This is a genomic window from Streptomyces vilmorinianum, assembly GCF_005517195.1.
Classification (GTDB): Bacteria; Actinomycetota; Actinomycetes; order Streptomycetales; family Streptomycetaceae; genus Streptomyces; species Streptomyces vilmorinianum.
Window position 1 is genome coordinate 3,182,648 of sequence record NZ_CP040244.1, and the last position, 17,614, is coordinate 3,200,261.

At 72.5% G+C, this 17,614-nt stretch carries 18 protein-coding genes; 12 read left to right on the plus strand and 6 right to left on the minus strand.

The genetic code is table 11. The annotated features are described in order from the left end of the window. The first annotated feature begins 60 nt into the window (after positions 1–60). On the plus strand, positions 61–639 hold the full coding sequence (locus FDM97_RS14945; RefSeq protein ID WP_137990902.1) for a transglutaminase-like domain-containing protein: 579 nt from the start codon (positions 61–63) through the stop codon (positions 637–639). Positions 640–652: 13 nt separating this feature from the next. Then, positions 653–1,345, plus strand: a complete 693-nt coding sequence (locus FDM97_RS14950; RefSeq protein ID WP_137990903.1) for a B3/B4 domain-containing protein — start codon at positions 653–655, stop codon at positions 1,343–1,345. A gap of 24 nt (positions 1,346–1,369) precedes the next feature. On the opposite strand, the gene FDM97_RS14955 is transcribed toward FDM97_RS14950, so the two are convergent. Beyond that, positions 1,370–2,092 (minus strand): lysophospholipid acyltransferase family protein, encoded by a 723-nt coding sequence (locus FDM97_RS14955; RefSeq protein WP_137990904.1) that lies wholly within the window; start codon positions 2,090–2,092, stop codon positions 1,370–1,372. 220 nt (positions 2,093–2,312) lie between these two features. Here FDM97_RS14955 and FDM97_RS14960 point away from each other — a divergent pair, with 220 nt between their 5' ends. From FDM97_RS14960 to FDM97_RS14985, 6 genes are all read left to right on the plus strand, one after another. Continuing rightward, positions 2,313–2,627: a TlpA family protein disulfide reductase gene (locus FDM97_RS14960; RefSeq protein ID WP_137990905.1), complete on the plus strand. Its 315-nt coding sequence runs from the start codon at positions 2,313–2,315 to the stop codon at positions 2,625–2,627. A gap of 197 nt (positions 2,628–2,824) precedes the next feature. Continuing rightward, the gene (locus FDM97_RS14965; RefSeq protein ID WP_137990906.1) at positions 2,825–3,340 is read left to right on the plus strand and encodes a flavin reductase family protein; all 516 of its coding nucleotides are present in this window, start codon (positions 2,825–2,827) and stop codon (positions 3,338–3,340) included. Between the two features lie 189 nt (positions 3,341–3,529). Next, positions 3,530–4,315, plus strand: coding sequence for an electron transfer flavoprotein subunit beta/FixA family protein (locus tag FDM97_RS14970; protein WP_137990907.1), 786 nt, complete (start codon positions 3,530–3,532; stop codon positions 4,313–4,315). Between the two features lie 58 nt (positions 4,316–4,373). Continuing rightward, on the plus strand, positions 4,374–5,336 hold the full coding sequence (locus FDM97_RS14975) for an electron transfer flavoprotein subunit alpha/FixB family protein (protein ID WP_137990908.1): 963 nt from the start codon (positions 4,374–4,376) through the stop codon (positions 5,334–5,336). Between the two features lie 152 nt (positions 5,337–5,488). Next, on the plus strand, positions 5,489–6,778 hold the full coding sequence (locus FDM97_RS14980) for a DUF6986 family protein (protein WP_137990909.1): 1,290 nt from the start codon (positions 5,489–5,491) through the stop codon (positions 6,776–6,778). Between the two features lie 85 nt (positions 6,779–6,863). Then, on the plus strand, positions 6,864–8,930 hold the full coding sequence (locus FDM97_RS14985) for a serine/threonine-protein kinase (protein ID WP_137990910.1): 2,067 nt from the start codon (positions 6,864–6,866) through the stop codon (positions 8,928–8,930). Positions 8,931–8,947: 17 nt separating this feature from the next. Here FDM97_RS14985 and FDM97_RS14990 read toward each other — a convergent pair whose 3' ends face one another. Beyond that, positions 8,948–9,982, minus strand: coding sequence for a LacI family DNA-binding transcriptional regulator (locus FDM97_RS14990; RefSeq protein ID WP_137990911.1), 1,035 nt, complete (start codon positions 9,980–9,982; stop codon positions 8,948–8,950). A 181-nt stretch (positions 9,983–10,163) separates the two neighbouring features. On the opposite strand from FDM97_RS14990, the gene FDM97_RS14995 reads away from it, so the two are divergent. Then, positions 10,164–11,117: an ROK family protein gene (locus FDM97_RS14995; RefSeq protein ID WP_137990912.1), complete on the plus strand. Its 954-nt coding sequence runs from the start codon at positions 10,164–10,166 to the stop codon at positions 11,115–11,117. A gap of 23 nt (positions 11,118–11,140) precedes the next feature. Here the strand turns inward: FDM97_RS14995 and FDM97_RS15000 are convergent, their stop codons facing one another. Next, complete coding sequence (locus tag FDM97_RS15000; RefSeq protein WP_137990913.1) at positions 11,141–11,320, minus strand: hypothetical protein; 180 nt, start codon at positions 11,318–11,320, stop codon at positions 11,141–11,143. 204 nt (positions 11,321–11,524) lie between these two features. Here FDM97_RS15000 and FDM97_RS15005 point away from each other — a divergent pair, with 204 nt between their 5' ends. Next, a complete protein-coding gene (locus tag FDM97_RS15005; RefSeq protein ID WP_137994830.1) occupies positions 11,525–12,568 on the plus strand; it encodes an NUDIX domain-containing protein in 1,044 nt (347 codons plus the stop codon). Position 12,569: 1 nt separating this feature from the next. On the opposite strand, the gene FDM97_RS15010 is transcribed toward FDM97_RS15005, so the two are convergent. Together FDM97_RS15010 and FDM97_RS15015 are read right to left on the minus strand one after the other, a co-directional pair. Then, positions 12,570–13,250, minus strand: a complete 681-nt coding sequence (locus FDM97_RS15010; protein ID WP_137990914.1) for an MBL fold metallo-hydrolase — start codon at positions 13,248–13,250, stop codon at positions 12,570–12,572. Positions 13,251–13,319: 69 nt separating this feature from the next. Then, positions 13,320–14,684 carry a dipeptidase gene (locus FDM97_RS15015; RefSeq protein ID WP_137990915.1) on the minus strand — a complete coding sequence of 455 codons (1,365 nt, stop codon included), beginning with the start codon at positions 14,682–14,684 and terminating at the stop codon, positions 13,320–13,322. A 158-nt stretch (positions 14,685–14,842) separates the two neighbouring features. Between FDM97_RS15015 and FDM97_RS15020 the strand changes: the two genes are divergently transcribed. After that, the gene (locus FDM97_RS15020; RefSeq protein ID WP_254705597.1) at positions 14,843–16,222 is read left to right on the plus strand and encodes a geranylgeranyl reductase family protein; all 1,380 of its coding nucleotides are present in this window, start codon (positions 14,843–14,845) and stop codon (positions 16,220–16,222) included. A gap of 57 nt (positions 16,223–16,279) precedes the next feature. On the opposite strand, the gene FDM97_RS15025 is transcribed toward FDM97_RS15020, so the two are convergent. Beyond that, positions 16,280–16,741: a nitroreductase family deazaflavin-dependent oxidoreductase gene (locus FDM97_RS15025; RefSeq protein WP_137990916.1), complete on the minus strand. Its 462-nt coding sequence runs from the start codon at positions 16,739–16,741 to the stop codon at positions 16,280–16,282. A gap of 124 nt (positions 16,742–16,865) precedes the next feature. Here FDM97_RS15025 and FDM97_RS15030 point away from each other — a divergent pair, with 124 nt between their 5' ends. Further along, complete coding sequence (locus tag FDM97_RS15030; protein WP_137990917.1) at positions 16,866–17,564, plus strand: TetR/AcrR family transcriptional regulator; 699 nt, start codon at positions 16,866–16,868, stop codon at positions 17,562–17,564. The last annotated feature ends 50 nt before the right edge of the window (positions 17,565–17,614 follow it).

Here is a 17,614-nt window from a genome sequence, read left to right on the forward strand (position 1 = left end):
GTATGCGGCCGACCGGAAATTGATTGACTCCGGTCGGCCGTCTCCTTAGGCTCGGCGGACATGGAGCTGATCCAGCAGACCCCCGACCTCTCCGCCTACCTCGCCGCGGACGACGTCATCGACCACGGGCACCCCCTCGTGCGCGAGACGGCCGCCGCGCTGCGCTCCCGGCACCGCGATGTCCACGCGTACGCCCAGGCGGCCTTCGAGTTCGTACGGGACTCCATCCCGCACTCCAGCGACACCGGCGACGAGCGCGTCACCTGGCGCGCCTCCGACGTCCTCGCCCAGCGCACCGGCATCTGTCACGCCAAGGCCCACGCACTCGTCGCGCTGCTGCGTGCCCAGTCGATCCCGACCGCCCTCTGCTACCAGAAGTTCGAGGTCCTGCACGGCCTCGTCGCGATCCGGATGCCCGGCCAGGAGGCCTGGCACCGCCAGGATCCGCGCGGTGGCGAGCCGGGCAAGGAAGCCCAATTCTCTCTGGCGCAGGAGCGGTTGGCCTTCCTGCCCGACCCGGAGTTCAATGAACTGGACTTCCCGGTGCTGTACGCTGTACCGCATCCGGGAGTTCTGAGCGCCCTGCAGTCGGCGCGGGACAGCGTGGAGCTCCTGCGGATCCTTCCGACCGACCTCTGACGCAAGGACGACGATGCCCCTCACCCTGACGGTGTCCGACGAGGTGCGTGCCCTCGTGCCCGGCTTCACCCATCTCGCCATCGAGGCCCACGGACTGGTCAACGGGCCCAGCGACGAGGCCAGTTCGGCCCTCCTGGACGACGCCGCCCGACGCCTCGCCGAGCGGCTCGACGGACAGGCGCCGGACAAGGACCCGCACATCGCCGCCTGGCGCGCCGCGTACACCGCGTTCGGCGCCAAGCCGTCCCGTACCCGCAACTCCGCCGAGGCGCTGGCCAAGCGCGCCCTCGCGGACGGTGGACTGCCCCGGATCAACCGGCTCGTCGACGCCTACAACGCGATCAGCGTCGCGCACCTCATCCCGGTCGGCGGCGAGGACCTGGACCGCATCCAGGGCGAGATGCGGCTCGTGCGCGCGACCGGCGACGAGCCGTTCGTGACCATGGCCGGCGGCGAGGAGACCGTGGAGCACCCGGAGCCGGGCGAGATCGTCTGGCGCGACGAGGCGGGCGTCACCTGCCGTCGCTGGAACTGGCGCCAGGGGCCGCGCACCCGGATCGACGACGACACCGTCAACGCGATCTTCCTGCTGGAGTCGCTGGCGCCCATGACGCTCGACGAACTCCAGGCGGCCGGCGCCGAGCTCGCCGAGTCGCTGGAGAAGCTGAGCCCCGGGGCACGGATCACCGTCCGTACCCCGGTGTGACGTTTCGGCGCGGGGGGCGCCCCGTCAGCCGGCGTCCTTGACCTCGGCCGGGGTCGGAGCCGTACCCCCGAGGTGCGCGGGCACCCACCACGTGTCGCTCGCGTCCTTGGGGCGTACGGGATAGGCGCGCTGCGCGGCCTCCAGGAGCTCCTGGACGCGCTCGCGCAGCCGCCGGGTGATCGCCCCCGCGTACTGGTCCGCCGGCGCCTCCATCGGCTCGCCCACCCGGATCGTCACCGGGATGTGGCTGCGCTTGAAGTTCCGCGGCCGGCCCTTGGTCCAGATGCGCTGCGTCCCCCAGAGGGCCATCGGGATCAGCGGAACCCCGGCCTCCTGCGCGAGCCGCGCCGCGCCCGACTTGAAGCTCTTGAGCGTGAACGACTGCGAGATGGTCGCCTCGGGGAAGACGCCGATGATCTCCCCGGCCTTCAGCGACTCCAGCGCGTGCTTGTACGCGTGCTCGCCCTGCGCGCGGTCCACCGGGATGTGCTTCATGCCGCGCATCAGCGGACCCGACACCTTGTGCCGGAACACCGAGTCCTTGGCCATGAAGCGCACCAGACGCTTCTGCGGCAGCGCGGCCAGGCCCGTGAAGATGAAGTCCAGATAGCTGATGTGGTTGCTCACGAGCACAGCCCCGCCCGTGCGCGGAATGTGCTCCGAACCCTGGGTGTCGATCTTCAGGTCGAGCGCCTTGAACATGGTCAGTGCGGCGCCGATGACCGGCCGATAGACGAGTTCTGCCATCTGAGAGGAACCCCTTCTTCTGTGCCTGGGGAGGGTTCTCCCGGCGGAAGTTACGCAGCCGTAGGTTTTCGGCTTTGGGCAGATCGTGCCCCATGTGGGCCCTCGTGACCAGTCCTGACGGCTTCGTAGGGGGAGATTCTCGTCACGCCGGGTGGTCATGGCGGGAATCGAACGGTGACATGGGACGCTGCACAGGGGAGTGGAGAGCGTGGAGAAGGACATGACGCAAGAGCTGCTGGACGCGGACCGGCTCGGGGTCGAGCTGGGGGAGAAGGCCACCCTGGTGCAGTTCTCCACGGCCTTCTGCCAGCCCTGCCGCGCCACCCGCAGAACGCTGGCCGAGGTCGCCGGGATGATCGAGGGCGTGGGCCACGTGGAGATAGACGCCGAGGAGCGCCTCGATCTCGTACGGGAGTACGGCATCGTCCGCACCCCCACCGTGCTCGTCCTCGACGGCGCCGGGCGGATCGTCGTCCGCGCGGCCGGCCAGCCCCGCAGGGCGGACGTCATCGCCGCCCTGGGGCGCGCGGTCTGACGCCGTGACACATCTCCCACATCGCGGGACGCGCTTGACTGCGCCCGCCACCGATCGTCAGGCTGGCCGGGTGCCCTCAGAACTCCTTCTCTACGGGCGGGCCCACGTGGACCTGGCCCGCAACGCGAGTGCGCGCTGTCCGGGTCACTGAGAACCCACGGACCCCGCTCGCCACGCCCCCGCAGAAGGACAATTCCATGACGGTTTCGCCCGAGCTCCGCTCCATCGGCGCCCCTCGGCAGGCCTCTCCCGATCTCCTCCGTTCCGTCTTCCGGCAGCACGCGGCCGGTGTCGCGGTCGTCACCGCCCACGGGGACCGCCCCGTCGGCTTCACCGCCACCTCCCTCACCTCCGTCGCCGCGGAACCTCCCCTGATCTCCTTCGGCGTGGGCACCGCCTCCTCCAGCTGGCCCGTGGTCTCCGAGGCCGAGCACATAGGCGTCCACATACTCGGCGAGCACCAGCGCGAGCTGGCCGGCACGTTCGCCCGGAGCGGCGCCGACCGGTTCGGCCCCGCGACACGCTGGAGCGTGGGCCCCGAGGGTGTCCCGATCCTGGACGGCGTACTCGCCTGGCTGGTCTGCCGGGTGGTGGCCCGCGTGCCGGCCGGGGATCATCGGATCGTGATCGCCGAGGCGGTGGCCGGAGACCCCGACGGGGTGGGCCGGCCGCTCCTCTACCACCAGGGGCGCTTCAACGCCCTGCGCGACTGAGGGTTCCCTTCCTCGGGCGTTGGCAAGGTCACATGCCTGAGCGCTTGCTTACCGGTAACGGACTGGGTGTACTGACGAGTAATATTTCGCTCGGGGCGTCGGACGCCCCGACCGGAAACCCGCCCTTCAGGCGCCTATGCTGCGAGCAACAAGGCAGCCCAGTTATGACGATGCAGTAGGAGAGCCGGCGTGAGCTTGAGGATCGTTGTCTGTGTGAAGTACGTGCCCGACGCCACCGGCGACCGGCACTTCGCCGATGACCTGACCGTCGACCGCGACGACGTCGACGGCCTGCTGTCGGAGCTCGACGAGTACGCGGTCGAGCAGGCCCTGCAGATCGCCGAAGAGGCGGACGAGGCCGAGGTCACCGTTCTCACGGTCGGTCCCGAGGACGCCAAGGACGCCCTGCGCAAGGCGCTGTCCATGGGCGCCGACAAGGCCGTCCACGTCGAGGACGACGATCTGCACGGCTCCGACGTCATGGCCACGTCGCTGGTGCTCGCCAAGGCGATCGAGAAGACCGGCTACGACGTCGTCATCGCCGGTATGGCCTCCACCGACGGCACCATGGGTGTCCTGCCGGCGATCCTCGCCGAGCGCCTGGGCGTCCCGCAGGTCACGCTGCTCTCCGAGGTCAAGGTCGAGGACGGCAAGGTGACGGGCCGCCGTGACGGCGACACCGCTTCGGAGCAGCTGGAGGCCTCGCTTCCGGCCGTCGTGTCGGTGACGGACCAGTCGGGTGAGGCCCGCTACCCGTCCTTCAAGGGCATCATGGCCGCCAAGAAGAAGCCGGTGGAGTCCCTGGACCTCTCGGACCTCGACATCGAGGCCGAGGAGGTCGGCCTGGAGGGCTCCTGGACCGCGGTCGACTCCGCGGCCGAGCGTCCCGCGCGCACCGCGGGCACGATCGTCAAGGACGAGGGCGAGGGCGGCAAGCAGCTGGCCGAGTTCCTCGCGAGCCAGAAGTTCATCTAAGGGCTCGCGCGAGCCGCTGAAGTCCGCCCCCTTTTCGTTCGCAGGAGATTGAATCCCCATGGCTGAGATTCTCGTCTACGTCGACCACGTCGACGGAGCCGTCCGCAAGCCCACCCTGGAGCTGCTGACGCTGGCCCGCCGCCTCGGCGAGCCCGTCGCCGTCGCGCTCGGCAACGGTGCCGCCGACGCCGCCCCGGCCCTCGCCGAGCACGGCGCGGTGAAGGTCCTCACCGCCGACGCCCCCGAGTTCGCCGAGTACCTCGTCGTCCCGAAGGTGGAGGCCCTGCAGGCCGCGTACGAGGCCGTCTCCCCGGCCGCCGTGCTCGTCCCCTCCTCCGCCGAGGGCAAGGAGATCGCCGCCCGCCTCGCGGTGCGCATCGGCTCCGGCATCATCACCGACGCCATCGACCTGGAGGCCGGTGACGAGGGCCCGGTCGCGACGCAGTCCGCGTTCGCCGCCTCCTTCACGACCAAGTCCCGTGTCTCCAAGGGCACCCCGGTCATCACGGTCAAGCCGAACTCGGCCCCCGTCGAGGCCGCCCCGGCCGCCGGCGCCGTCGAGGCGCTCGCCGTCTCCTTCTCGGAGAAGGCCCACGGCACCAAGGTCGTCTCCCGCACCCCGCGCGAGTCGACGGGCCGCCCGGAGCTGACCGAGGCCGCGATCGTGGTCTCCGGCGGCCGCGGCGTCAACGGCGCCGAGAACTTCGGACTCATCGAGGCGCTCGCCGACTCGCTCGGTGCGGCCGTCGGTGCCTCGCGCGCCGCCGTCGACGCCGGCTGGTACCCGCACTCCAACCAGGTCGGCCAGACCGGCAAGTCGGTCTCGCCGCAGCTGTACATCGCCTCCGGCATCTCCGGTGCGATCCAGCACCGCGCGGGTATGCAGACCTCGAAGACCATCGTGGCCATCAACAAGGACGCCGAGGCCCCGATCTTCGACCTCGTCGACTACGGCGTGGTCGGCGACCTCTTCGACGTCGTCCCGCAGCTGACCGAGGAGGTCAAGTCCCGTAAGGGCTGACCTGCGGTTCTGTACGGTCCGGGGGCCGCGTGGTGATCATCACCGCGCGGCCCCCGGCCGTTTCGGACACCCATTGACGCAGGTCCTGGCCGACTATTAACTTCGCTATACGGATTGTTGATTCCGTGAAGCGGAAAACAGGAGGATGTGGGATGGGTCAGCAGGAGAAGGTGTCGACGAGCCTCGCCGGAGCGGTCAGCGAGGGCATCAGCGCCTCCCTCGCAGCGGTGGACGCCGAGCTCGACCGGCGCTACCCGGGCGACCCGGGCACCCGCCAGCCCGTCCACACCGTCTACGTCCCCGGCAACGTCTTCGACGCCGGAACCATCCGGTCCTGGGGCGACCAGGCACTCGCCGCCCTCGACGAGCACGCTCCCGACGCCGCCTCCTTCGCCGCCGTCCTGGGCCTCGCCGACGACCTCGCCGAGGACGTCTACGGCCGCGTACGGGCCAAGCTGGAGCGCGAGCCGATCGAGGACCTCCGGGTCGACTTCGAGGACGGCTACGCCGGCCAGGACGAGGATCAGGACGCCGCCCGCGCCGCCCGCCTGATCTCGGAGGCGTACCGGAACGGCACCGCCGCCCCGTACATGGGCATCCGGATGAAGTGCATGGAGTCCGCCGTACGCGACCGCGGCATCCGCACCACCGACATCTTCCTCACCGGCCTGATCGAGAACGGCGGCCTCCCCGACGGCCTCGTCCTCACCCTCCCCAAGGTGACCTACCCCGAGCAGGTCTCCGCCTTCGTACGCCTCCTGGAGGCCTTCGAGAAGGCCCACGGCCTGGACGCGGGCCGCCTCGGCTTCGAGATCCAGATCGAGACCAGCCAGTCCATCCTCGCCACCGACGGCACCGCCGCCGTCGCCCGCATGATCGGCGCCGCCGAGGGCCGCGCCACCGGACTGCACTACGGCACCTTCGACTACAGCGCCTGCCTCGGCGTCTCCGCCGCCTACCAGGCCAGCGACCACCCGGCCGCCGACCACGCCAAGGCGATCATGCAGGTCGCCGCCGCCGGCACCGGCGTACGGGTCTCCGACGGCTCCACCAACGTCCTCCCGGTCGGCTCCACCGAGCACGTCCACGAGGCCTGGCGCCTGCACTACGGCCTCACCCGCCGCGCCCTGGCCCGCGCCTACTACCAGGGCTGGGACATGCACCCGGGCCACATCCCCACCCGGTACGCCGCCGTCTTCGCCTTCTATCGCGAGGGCTTCGAGGCCGCGGCCAAGCGCCTCTCCGCCTACGCCAACCACGCGGGCGGCGACGTCATGGACGAGCCCGCCACCGCCAAGGCGCTCAGCTCCTACCTCCTGCGCGGCATCGACTGCGGCGCCCTCGACACCGCCGAGGTCGACGCCCTCACCGGCATGACCCGCGCCGACCTCGACCGCTTCGCCGCCCCGCGCCGCGGCGACCTGACGGCCACGGCCCAGTAACGGCCGGAACCACCCGGACGGAGGCGTCCACCCCTGCCCCGTACTCTGTACGCGTTCAACGCAGCCGACAGAGAACGGGGCATCGGTGTCTTCGGGGGAGAACGAGCGGCTGGCCGGCCGCTACCGGGTCGTGCGCCAACTGGGCCGGGGCGGCATGGGCGTCGTCTGGCGCGCCGTCGACGAGGTCCTCGGCCGCGAGGTGGCCGTCAAGGAACTGCGGACGTACAACGACTCGTCCGGGCCGGAACTGGCCGATCTGCACCTGCGGATGCAGCGCGAGGCGCGGGCCGCGGCCCGCGTACGCCACCCCGGGGTGATCGCCGTCCACGACGTGACCGAGCATCAGGGCCGCCCCGTCATCGTCATGGAGCTCATCGACGGGCCCTCGCTCGACGACATGCTGAGCGAACACGGCGTGCTGGACCCGCGCGAGGCCGCCCGGATCGGAGCCGCGGTCCTGGAGGCGCTCGCCGCCGCGCACGACGTCGGTGTGCTCCACCGCGACGTGAAGCCCGGCAACGTCCTCCTCGACCGGGGAGGGCGGGTCGTCCTCACCGACTTCGGGATCGCCACGATGGACGATCCCGGCGACGGCTCGACCACGCACCTCACCCGCAGCGGCGAGATCGTCGGCTCGCTGGACTACCTGGCGCCCGAACGGGCCCAGGGGCACCAGCCCGGACCCGCCTCGGACGTCTGGGCGCTCGGTGCCACCCTGTACGCGGCCGTGGAGGGCTCCTCGCCGTTCCGGCGCACGTCGACCTGGTCGACCCTGAACGCGATCGTCGTGGAACCGCTGCCGGAGCCGCGCAGATCCGGGGCGCTCGGCCCCGTGCTCCAGCAGCTGCTGCAGAAGGACCCGACCCAGCGCCCCGACGCCCGTACGGCGGCCCGCCTCCTGTCCGCCGTGGCCCAGGACGCCCCTCCGCCCCACCTGCACGCCCCGACCGAACCGAACGCGGCCCCGCACCACCCGGAAGGCTTCGGCCCGGCAACGGCGCACGGGCCGGGTGCCTTCGGTCCGGGAGGCGCGGGCCACGCGGCTGGGTCCGGGGTTGCGGGAGGCGAGCGTCCCGCGGAGGGCTTCGGTCCGGCCGAGCCGCACGGGCCCGGGGCCTTCGGACCCGGGGACGCGGACCACGCGGCTGGGCCCGGGGTTGCGGGAGGCGAGCGTCCCGCCGAGGGCTTCGGTCCGGCCGAGCCGCACGGGCCGGGTGCCTTCGGTCCGGGAGGCACGGCACACGCGGGCCACGCGGACAGCTCCGGCGGCCCGGGAGGCGACCGTCCCGCCGGGGCCTTCGGTCCGGCCGGTGCGCCCGGGGCGGACGGCTACCGGTCGCCCGCCGCGGCGTCGATGTCGTCGCCCTACGGGCCGCCCGCCGGGCACGGGCACCCGGCATCGAGCACCCCCGCCCCCACGGCCCCGCAGGCGCCCCGGAAGACGCGTTCCACGGCGCTGGTCGCCGCCGCGGTCGCCGCCGTTCTGCTCGCCGGCGGCGGCGTGACCTACGCGCTGGTCGACCGCGACCGCGACCGTGGCGTGGAGCAGGAGCGGCTGGCCGACGGCCCGACGCCGACGACGCCCGGCACCAGCCCCGGCCGGGTCCTCGACCCGGGCGACCCGGCGGCGACGGCGAGCGCGACGGCGACGGGGTCCGCGTCCGCCTCCGCGACGCCCTCGAAGACCGGCACGACGAAGCCCGCGTCCCCCACCCCGTCGACGGCGTCGAAGGCGCCCGTGCCGGGAACCGGCGGCGGAGGCACGACCGGCGGAGGCACCAGCGGCGGTACGACGACGACCGGAGGCGGCGGAAGTACGAGCGGCGGATCGACCACGACGACCGGCGGCGGCTCCCCGGCCGAGCCCGAGCCCGTCTGTCACTCCATCGGCGGCGGCAAGTACAACTGCCAGGTGTGGCGCACCGAGAAGACGTACAGCCACTCGGGCGCCGAGATGGGGATCCTCAACGCCGGCACCAACTACTTCTACTGCCAGGTCAACCTGGGCCGGCGGGTGACGTACGGCCAGTGGACGAACGTCTGGTGGGCCAGGACGGACGACGACAGCGGCAACACCAACGTGTACTTCAGCGTCGTGTACATCCAGGGCGGCGACAACGACCAGCCGGTGCCGGGACTCCCGGTCTGCTGACAGCGGGAGTCAAGGGCTTACGCGGGCACCGGCGGGATCTCGCCCGATCCGCGCGCGATCAGCCGGGTCCCCAGGACCACCCGGGCGGTCGGCTCGTCGACACCGTCCAGGCGGCGGAAGAGGCGTTCCGCCGCCGTGCGGCCCAGCGCCGCCGCGTCCTGGGCGATCACGGTGATCCCGAGCAGGTCGGCCAGCTCGATGTCGTCGAACCCGACGAGGGCGACCGGGTGTTCGCGCCCGGCGAGCGCGCGGACCGCCGTGACCGTCACCCGGTTGTTGCCCGCGAAGAGCGCGGTGACCGGCTCCGGACCCGAGACCATCGCCGTGACGGCCGCCCGGACCCGCTCCGGGTCCGTCGGTCCCAGCGAGACCCACGCGTCGTCGACGGCCAGGCCCGCGTCCTCCATCGCCGCGCGATAGCCGCGCAGACGCTCCGTCGCGGTGTGGATGCGGGGCTGGTCGCCGACGAAACCGATCCTGCGGTGTCCGTGGGCGATCAGATGGGCCACCCCGGCGCGCGAGCCGCCGAAGCTGTCCGAGAGGACGACGTCGGCGTCGATGCGGCCCGGCGGGCGGTCCACGAAGACCGTGGCGACGCCCGCCTTGATCTCCGGCTCCAGGTAACGGTGGTCCGTACCGGCCGGGATGACGATCAGTCCGTCCACCCGGCGCGCGCACAGCGCGAGCGCCAGCTCCTGCTCGCGGTCCGGGTCCTCCGCGCTGGAGCCGTTGATCAGCAGCGCGCCGTGGGCCCGGGCGACCTCCTCGACGGCGCGGCTGAGGGGACCGTAGAACGGGTCGGCGAGGTCCTCGAGGACCAGGCCCACGGAGGCGGTGCGGCCCTTGCGCAGCACGCGCGCGCTGTCGTTGCGGCGGAAGCCGAGCGAGTCGATGGCCTCCTGCACCCGGCGCTCGGTGTCGGGCGTGACGCCCGGCTCGCCGTTGACGACCCGGGAGACCGTCTTGAGCCCGACCCCGGCCCGGGCCGCGACATCCTTCATCGTCGGCCGGTTGCCGTAACGGTGCTCGGGGCGGCGGGCGGTCTCGGCCACGGTGCGCGCATCTCCTCGGTATCGGTATCGGCATCGGTATCGGTGGACGCGGTCTGTCGTGGTCGCGTCGGACGATGATGATGTTGTCGAGCATAGGCCCTGGACAACGTTGTCAGAGCGGGGGAGACTGTACGTCCCACCTTTCATCGCCCTCGGCCGCCCTTCTGGAGACTCCGCGCCCATGCATACCGACCTCGCCGCCGGTCTCGTCGTCGCCCTGGACATCGGTGGGACCAAGATCGCCGGTGCGCTGGTGGACGGCGACGGCGGCCTTCTCGTACGGGCGCAGCGGCCCACTCCCGCGCGGGAGGACGGCGAGACGGTGATGCGGACGGTCGAGGCGGTGCTCGCGGACCTGGCGGCCTCTGCGCTGTGGGAGTCGGCGCACGCGGTCGGCATCGGAAGCGCGGGACCGGTGGACGCCTCCGCGGGCACGGTCAGCCCGGTCAACGTGCCCGGATGGCGCGACTTCCCGCTGGTCGAGCGGGTCCACCGGGTGACCGGCGGACGGCCGGTCACCCTGGTCGGGGACGGTGTCGCCATGACGGCCGCCGAACACTGGCAGGGCGCGGCGCGCGGCCACGACAACGCGCTGTGCCTGGTCGTCTCCACCGGCGTGGGCGGAGGCCTGGTGCTCGACGGGCGGGTGCACCCCGGTCCCACCGGCAACGCCGGGCACATCGGCCACATCAGCGTGGACCTGGACGGCGAGCTGTGCGCCTGCGGCGGGCGCGGCTGTGTCGAGCGCATCGCCAGCGGCCCCCACATCGCCCGCCGCGCCCTGGAGAACGGCTGGCGGCCGGGCCCCGACGGCGACACGTCGGCCGCGGCGGTCGCCGCGGCGGCCCGCGCGGGGGACCCGGTCGCCGTGGCCTCCTTCGAGCGCGCCGCGCAGGCGCTCGCGGCCGGCATCGCCGCCACCGCGACCCTGGTCGAGATCGACATCGCCGTCGTGGGCGGGGGCGTGGCGGGCGCGGGAGACGTGCTGTTCGAACCGCTCCGGCGCAGCCTGGGCGCGTACGCCACGCTGTCGTTCGTCCGTGACCTCGTCGTCGTACCGGCACTGACCGGCACGGATGCCGGCCTCCTCGGCGCGGCGGCGGCCGCGGCCACGGCCTCGCGCACCCGGGACTGACGGCCCGTCACCCTCCCGCGCGGTCAGCCTCCGACCGGCTCCGGTGTCCGCTGCTGCACGATCACCAGGAACGCGTCGGAGTCCAGGTCCATGACCACCTCCGCCGGGAGTCCCTCGTCCCGGCGGGCACGCGCGAACTCCTCGGCGGGCCAGCTGCCCCGTGGGCCTCCCGCGGGAAACCTCTCCAATACCGTACGGCTCATCTCCGCACCCCCTTGCCTCGCCGGTCCAACGACGGTCCGTCCCGAAGTGTTACGCACCGGTCCGCACGCCCGTTCGTGGAGTGAGGCGTCTCACAATCGTCCACCCGCCCTCTCCCACGCCCGCCCGGACCTCTCCGGTTCCCCCCGGGGGTTTCCGTGGCAGGGTGTTGCGGGCAAGCCACTGAGGGCTACCGAAGAGGGGGAATCGTGATCGTCTGGGTCAACGGTGCGTTCGGCGCGGGGAAGTCCATCACCGCGCGCGAGCTGGTCGACCTGATCCCGAACAGCACGCTGTACGACCCCGAGATCATCGGCGGCGCGATGAACTGGCTGCTGCCGCAGAAGCGGCTCGACGAGGTCGACGACTACCAGGATCTGCCGATCTGGCGCCGACTGGTCGTGGACGCCGCCGCCGCGCTGCTCGCCGAGGTCGGCGGCGTGCTCGTGGTCCCCATGACCCTGCTGCGGCAGGAGTACCGGGACGAGATCTTCGGGGCACTCGCCGCCCGGCGCATTCAAGTGCGGCACGTGCTGCTCGCCCCGGATGAAACGATCCTGCGCGCGCGGATCCGGGGCCGTACACCCGACGACTCGGACCCCGAGGCACTGGAGCGCGTCCGCCAGTGGTCGCTCGACCACATCGAGCCCTACCGCGCCGCCCTGCACGACTGGCTGACCGCCGACGCCCACATCGTCGACACCTCCGCACTCACCCCCGCCCAGGCCGCCGCGGCCGTCGCCGAGGCGGTCGCCTCCGGCACGGCCGCCCCCTGCGGCATCGTCCAGACCCCCGAGCCCACCGGCGAGACGCTCGCGGCCGGCGTCCTGCTCTTCGACGAGCAGGACCGTTTCCTCCTCGTCGACCCCACCTACAAGCCCGGCTGGGAGTTCCCGGGTGGTGTCGTCGAACCCGGCGAGCCGCCCGCCCGCGCCGGGATGCGCGAGGTCGCCGAGGAGATAGGGCTCGAACTCGACTCCGTACCACGCCTGTTGCTCGTCGACTGGGAAAGCCCGCAGCCGCCGGGCTACGGCGGCCTGCGCCTCCTCTTCGACGGGGGCCGGCTGCCGGCCGCCGACGCGGACCGGCTTCTCCTGCCCGGCGCCGAACTCCGCGGCTGGCGCTTCGTCACCGAGGAGGAGGCCGCCGAACTGCTGCCCCCGGTCCGCTACCGCCGCCTCCGCTGGGCCCTGCGCGCCCGGGAACGCGGCACCGTGCTCAACCTGGAGGCCGGCGTGCCGGTCGGCTGAATCAGCCCACCGCTTCCGCCAGTTGCCGTGCCGTGTCCGCCGTCACCGGGGCCCCGTGCCCGCAGCACAGGACCGACGGCTTCAACGCCGCCAGGCGCCGCATCGACTCCAGGGCGCGCTCGCGGTCCACATGGAACACGCCGAAGGTCACCCCCTGCACCGTCGCCACCGTGTCGCCGGTGAACAGGACGCCGTGCCCGGGGAGATGGACGGCGAGGGAGCCGGGGGTGTGTCCCGGGGTGTGCACCGCCACCGCCCCGTCCCCGAAGCCCAGCGCGTCCCCGTCCTCCACCTCCAGGTCGACGCGGGTCGGCGGCGCTTCGGGCACGGTCAGACCGTGCTCGTACAGGGGGATCTCCCAGTCGAGCAGGACGGGTTCGGGGACCGGGGCCTCGCCCCGGATCACCGGGGCGTCGAGGCGATGGGCCAGGATCTGGGCGCCGAACCGGTCGGCGAGCTCCTGGGCCGAGCCGACATGGTCGCGGTGGCAGTGGGTGAGCACGATACGGCGCAGGGCCCGGGGGTCCAGGCCCGCTCCCCGTATCGCCGTCTCGATCTCGTCCGCCGCGCCCACCCAGCCGGCGTCGATCAGGGTCAACTCCTCGTCGTCCCGCCACAGATATGCCTGGCCGACGGAGAAACGCAGCATGTGCAGTCGCGGCGCGATCCGAGTGAGTTCCATACGGCGAACCTACGCATCCGCCCAGGTCCGCCGTATGGTTCTACGCTCTCGGCGAGCTTCGCCGAACGCTCAACCCTGCTTCGAGCGGGCGTAGTTGAGCAGGAAGTGCGCCTCGGCCACCGCCAGGCGCTCCAGCTCCTCCGGCGAGACCGACTCGTTCACCGCGTGGATCTGGGCCTCCGGCTCGCTCAGCCCGATCAGCAGGATCTCCGCCTCCGGGTAGAGCGCGGCGAGCGTGTTGCACAGCGGGATCGAGCCGCCCATGCCCGAGCTCTGCATCTCCTGGCCCGGGTACGCGATCCGCATCGCCTCCGCCATCGAGGTGTACGCCGGGCTGGACACGTCCGCGCTGAACGCCTGGCCCTGGCCGACCTGTTCGAAGGAGACCCGCGCGTTCCACGGCGTGTGCTTCTCGATGTGCGCGTACAGCAGCTTCGTCGCCTCGGTCGCGTCCTGGCCCGGCGGCACCCGCAGGCTGATCTGCGCGCGGGCCGTCGACGGGATCGACGGGGTCGCGCCGGCCACGGGGTGGCAGTCGATGCCGATGACGGTCACGGCCGGACGGGCCCAGATACGGTCGGCCACCGTGCCGTTGCCCGGCAGGCCGACGCCGTCCAGGACCTTCGCGTCCTGACGGAAGTCCTCCTCCGGGTACTGAAGGCCCTCCCACACCGCGTCCGCCGGCAGACCGTCGATGACCGTCGAACCGTCCGCCGCGCGCAGCGAGTCCAGGACCCGGATCAGGGCGGCCAGCGCGTCCGGCGCGGCGCCGCCGAACATGCCGGAGTGCAGATTGCCTTCGAGGGTGTCGATCTGGACGCGGATCATCGTCATCCCGCGCAGGGTGGCGGTGACGGTCGGCAGCCCGAGGCGGAAGTTGCCGGTGTCGCCGATCACGATCGCGTCGGCGGTGAGCAGCTCGGGGTGGGCCTCGGCGTACCGCTCCAGGCCGCCCGTGCCCTGCTCCTCGGAACCCTCCACGATCATCTTGACCGTGACGGGCACTCCGCCGTTCGCCTTCAGGGCGCGCAGCGCGAGCAGGTGCATGATGAAGCCGCCCTTGCAGTCGGCCGCACCGCGCCCGTACCAGCGCCCGTCCCGCTCCGTCAGCTCGAACGGCGGGGTGACCCACGCCGACTCGTCCAGCTTCGGCTGCACGTCGTAGTGGGCGTAGAGCAGAACGGTCGGCGCGCCGGCCGGACCGGGCAGCACGCCGTACACCGACTGCGAACCGTCCGGGGTGTCGAGCAGCGCCACCTCCTGGAAGCCCTCGGATCGCAGCGCGTCGGCCACCCAGTTCGCGGCCCCCTCGCACTCGCTCCGCGGGGCCACGGCCTCGTCCGCCACCGACTCGAAGGCCACGAGCTCCGTGAGCTCCGCCTTGGCGCGGGGCATCAGGCCGGCGACGGTCTCGGCGATCGGATTGGCGGTCATGGGCACGCTCCTGGTGGGTGCGACGTTGTAAGGACGTTGCCGTATGTCGGTTGTACGGCGAACGTATTGCCGATCCTACGGCGGGGAGCCCCACGAGCCGCGCCGTAGGATGCCCGAAGAGCTTGGACCATCGGTCGGATCAGGAGCAGAAGCACATCGTGAGCAGCGAGAACGCAGACGCCGAAGAGGTACGCGCGGGAGAGACGCAGGACGCCGCGACCGTCTGGGACGTGGTCGTGGTCGGGGCAGGCCCGGCGGGTGCGTCGGCGGCGTACGCGGCCGCGGTCGCGGGCCGCCGGGTGCTGCTCCTGGAGAAGGCCGAACTGCCCCGGTACAAGACCTGTGGCGGCGGCATCATCGGCCCCTCGCGGGACGCGCTGCCGCCCGGCTTCGAACTGCCGTTGCAGGACCGGGTGCACGCCGTCACCTTCTCCCTGAACGGCCGCTTCGCCCGTACGCGCCGTTCGCGCCGGATGCTCTTCGGGCTCATCAACCGGCCCGAGTTCGACGCCGGTCTCGTCGAGCAGGCGCAGAAGGCGGGCGCCGAGCTCCGCACCGGCGTCACCGTCTCCCGGGTCGAGCAGCACGGCCCGGCCGTGCCGGACCGGCGCACCGTCGCCGTCGTCCTGGCGGACGGCGAGACGGTCCTGGCCAGGGCGGTCGTCGGAGCCGACGGCAGCGCGGGCCGGATAGGAGCCCATGTCGGGGTGAAGCTCGACCAGGTGGACCTCGGCCTCGAAGCGGAGATCCCGGTTCCGCCGTCGGTGGCCGAGGACTGGAAGGGCCGGGTCCTGATCGACTGGGGCCCGATGCCCGGCAGCTACGGCTGGGTCTTCCCCAAGGGCGACACGCTCACGGTCGGCGTCATCTCGGCGCGCGGCGAGGGCGCGGCCACCAAGCGCTATCTGGAGGACTTCGTCGCCCGCCTCGGGCTCGCGGGCTTCGAGCCGGCGGTCTCGTCCGGGCACCTGACGCGCTGTCGGAGCGACGACTCGCCGCTGTCGCGCGGCCGCGTGCTGGTGTGCGGCGACGCGGCGGGGCTCCTGGAGCCCTGGACCCGGGAGGGCATCTCCTTCGCCCTGCGGTCGGGCCGGCTTGCGGGGGAGTGGGCGGTACGGATCGCCGAGGCGAACGACGCCGTCGACGCGCGCCGTCAGGCGCTGAACTACGCCTTCGCCATCAAGGCGGGCCTGGGTGTGGAGATGGCGGTCGGGCGCCGGATGCTCGCGCTGTTCGAGCGCCGTCCGGGGCTGCTGCACGCGACGATCACCGGTCTGCGTCCGGCCTGGAACGCGTTCACGGACATCACCCGGGGCTCGACCACGCTGGCGGGCCTGGTCCGTTCGAGTGGGGTGGCGCGGCGGGCGCTCGACGTCCTGGACCGCCGGATGCAGGCGACCGGCGGCACGGCGCGCCGGGGCGTCACGGAGTCGGCCGGCTCGGCTTCCTCGTCCGCCGCGTCCGCCTCGACCTCCTCGTCCGGACCGGGCGAGGCCGGGACCGAGCCTTCCGCCGGGGCTGCCGCCGAGGCCTCGTGACGCGGCGCGGGCGGGCTCAGGGGCCGGCTTCGGGGCCGGCTTCGGGCCCGCCCGGCGTCACCCGGTGATGGTGATCCGGAAGACGGGGTGCTTGGGGGCGATCGCCCGCAGTTCGGCGTCCGAGGAGTCGGGGCCCACCCCACCGAAGAACACGCCGACCTCCGCCTTCCATCGCTTGAGGTAGGCGCGCAGCAGGGCGGGCTTCTCGTCGTCGGACAGTTCGACGGCGGTGAACGTCTCCACGTGCTTGCCGAGATGCAGCTCGCCGCCGCCGGCCGCGCGCATGTTGTGGGTCCACTGGACATGGCCGCGCGGGGCCACCAGGTACTGGGCGCCGTCCACCGTCATCAGGTTGACGGGGGTGCGGCGCCATTCGCCGCTCTTGCGGCCGCGGACCGCGAGTACGCGGGAGCCCCAGACGCTGATGCCACGGCGGGTCATCCACGCGACGGCCCGGTTCAGCACGTTGACCGTGAACCAGCCGGGCTTCATGACGTGGGCTGCGGGCTGAGCGGACATCGCATCCTCCAGAAAGTGTGAGCACTGCTCTCGCTTGAGAACAGTGTGCACGGATCGGTGCGCCAAAGCAAGAGCGGTGCTCTCGTTTCAGTGCAGTGCTCCGAAACATGGCAGACTGCTCTCCATGACCAGCGTTCAGGGAGCCCGGGCCCGCGCCCGCATCGAGATCACCGCCGCCATCAAGGACGAGGCCCGTAGACAGCTCGCCGCCGAAGGGGCCGCCAAGCTCTCCCTGCGCGCCGTCGCCCGCGAGGTCGGCATGGTCTCCTCCGCGCTCTACCGCTACTTCCCCAGCCGTGACGAGCTCCTCACCGCGCTCATCGTCGACGCGTACGACGCCGTCGGGGCCGCGGCCGAGCAGGCCCTCGCCGCTGCCGCCGGAACCCCGGACCACCTCGCCCGCTGGACCGCCGTCTGCCGCGCCGTCCGCTCCTGGGCCGTCGCGCACCCCCACGAGTACGCCCTGATCTACGGCTCCCCGGTCCCCGGCTACTCCGCCCCGCAGGACACCGTCGGCCCGGCCTCCCGCGTCGGACTTGTGCTCATCGGCATCGCCCGTGACGCCTTCACCACCGACGGCATCGCCCCGCCACCGCTCCCCGCGGAGCTGCGCCCCGAAGCCGAGCGCATGGCCGCCGACTTCGCCCCCGACCTGCCGCCCGCACTCGCCGCCGCCCTGGTCGCGGCCTGGGCACAGCTCTTCGGGCTCGTCTCCTTCGAGGTGTTCGGCCAGTTCAACCGGATCGTGGAGGAACGCGAAGCGTTCTTCACCGCGGCCGCCGCCCGACTGGGCCAGGAGGTCGGCCTGTTGTCCCGCGCGTAGCCCCGGCCTGCGCAGGCGCCGGACCGTGTACTCCAGCGGGAGTACACGTG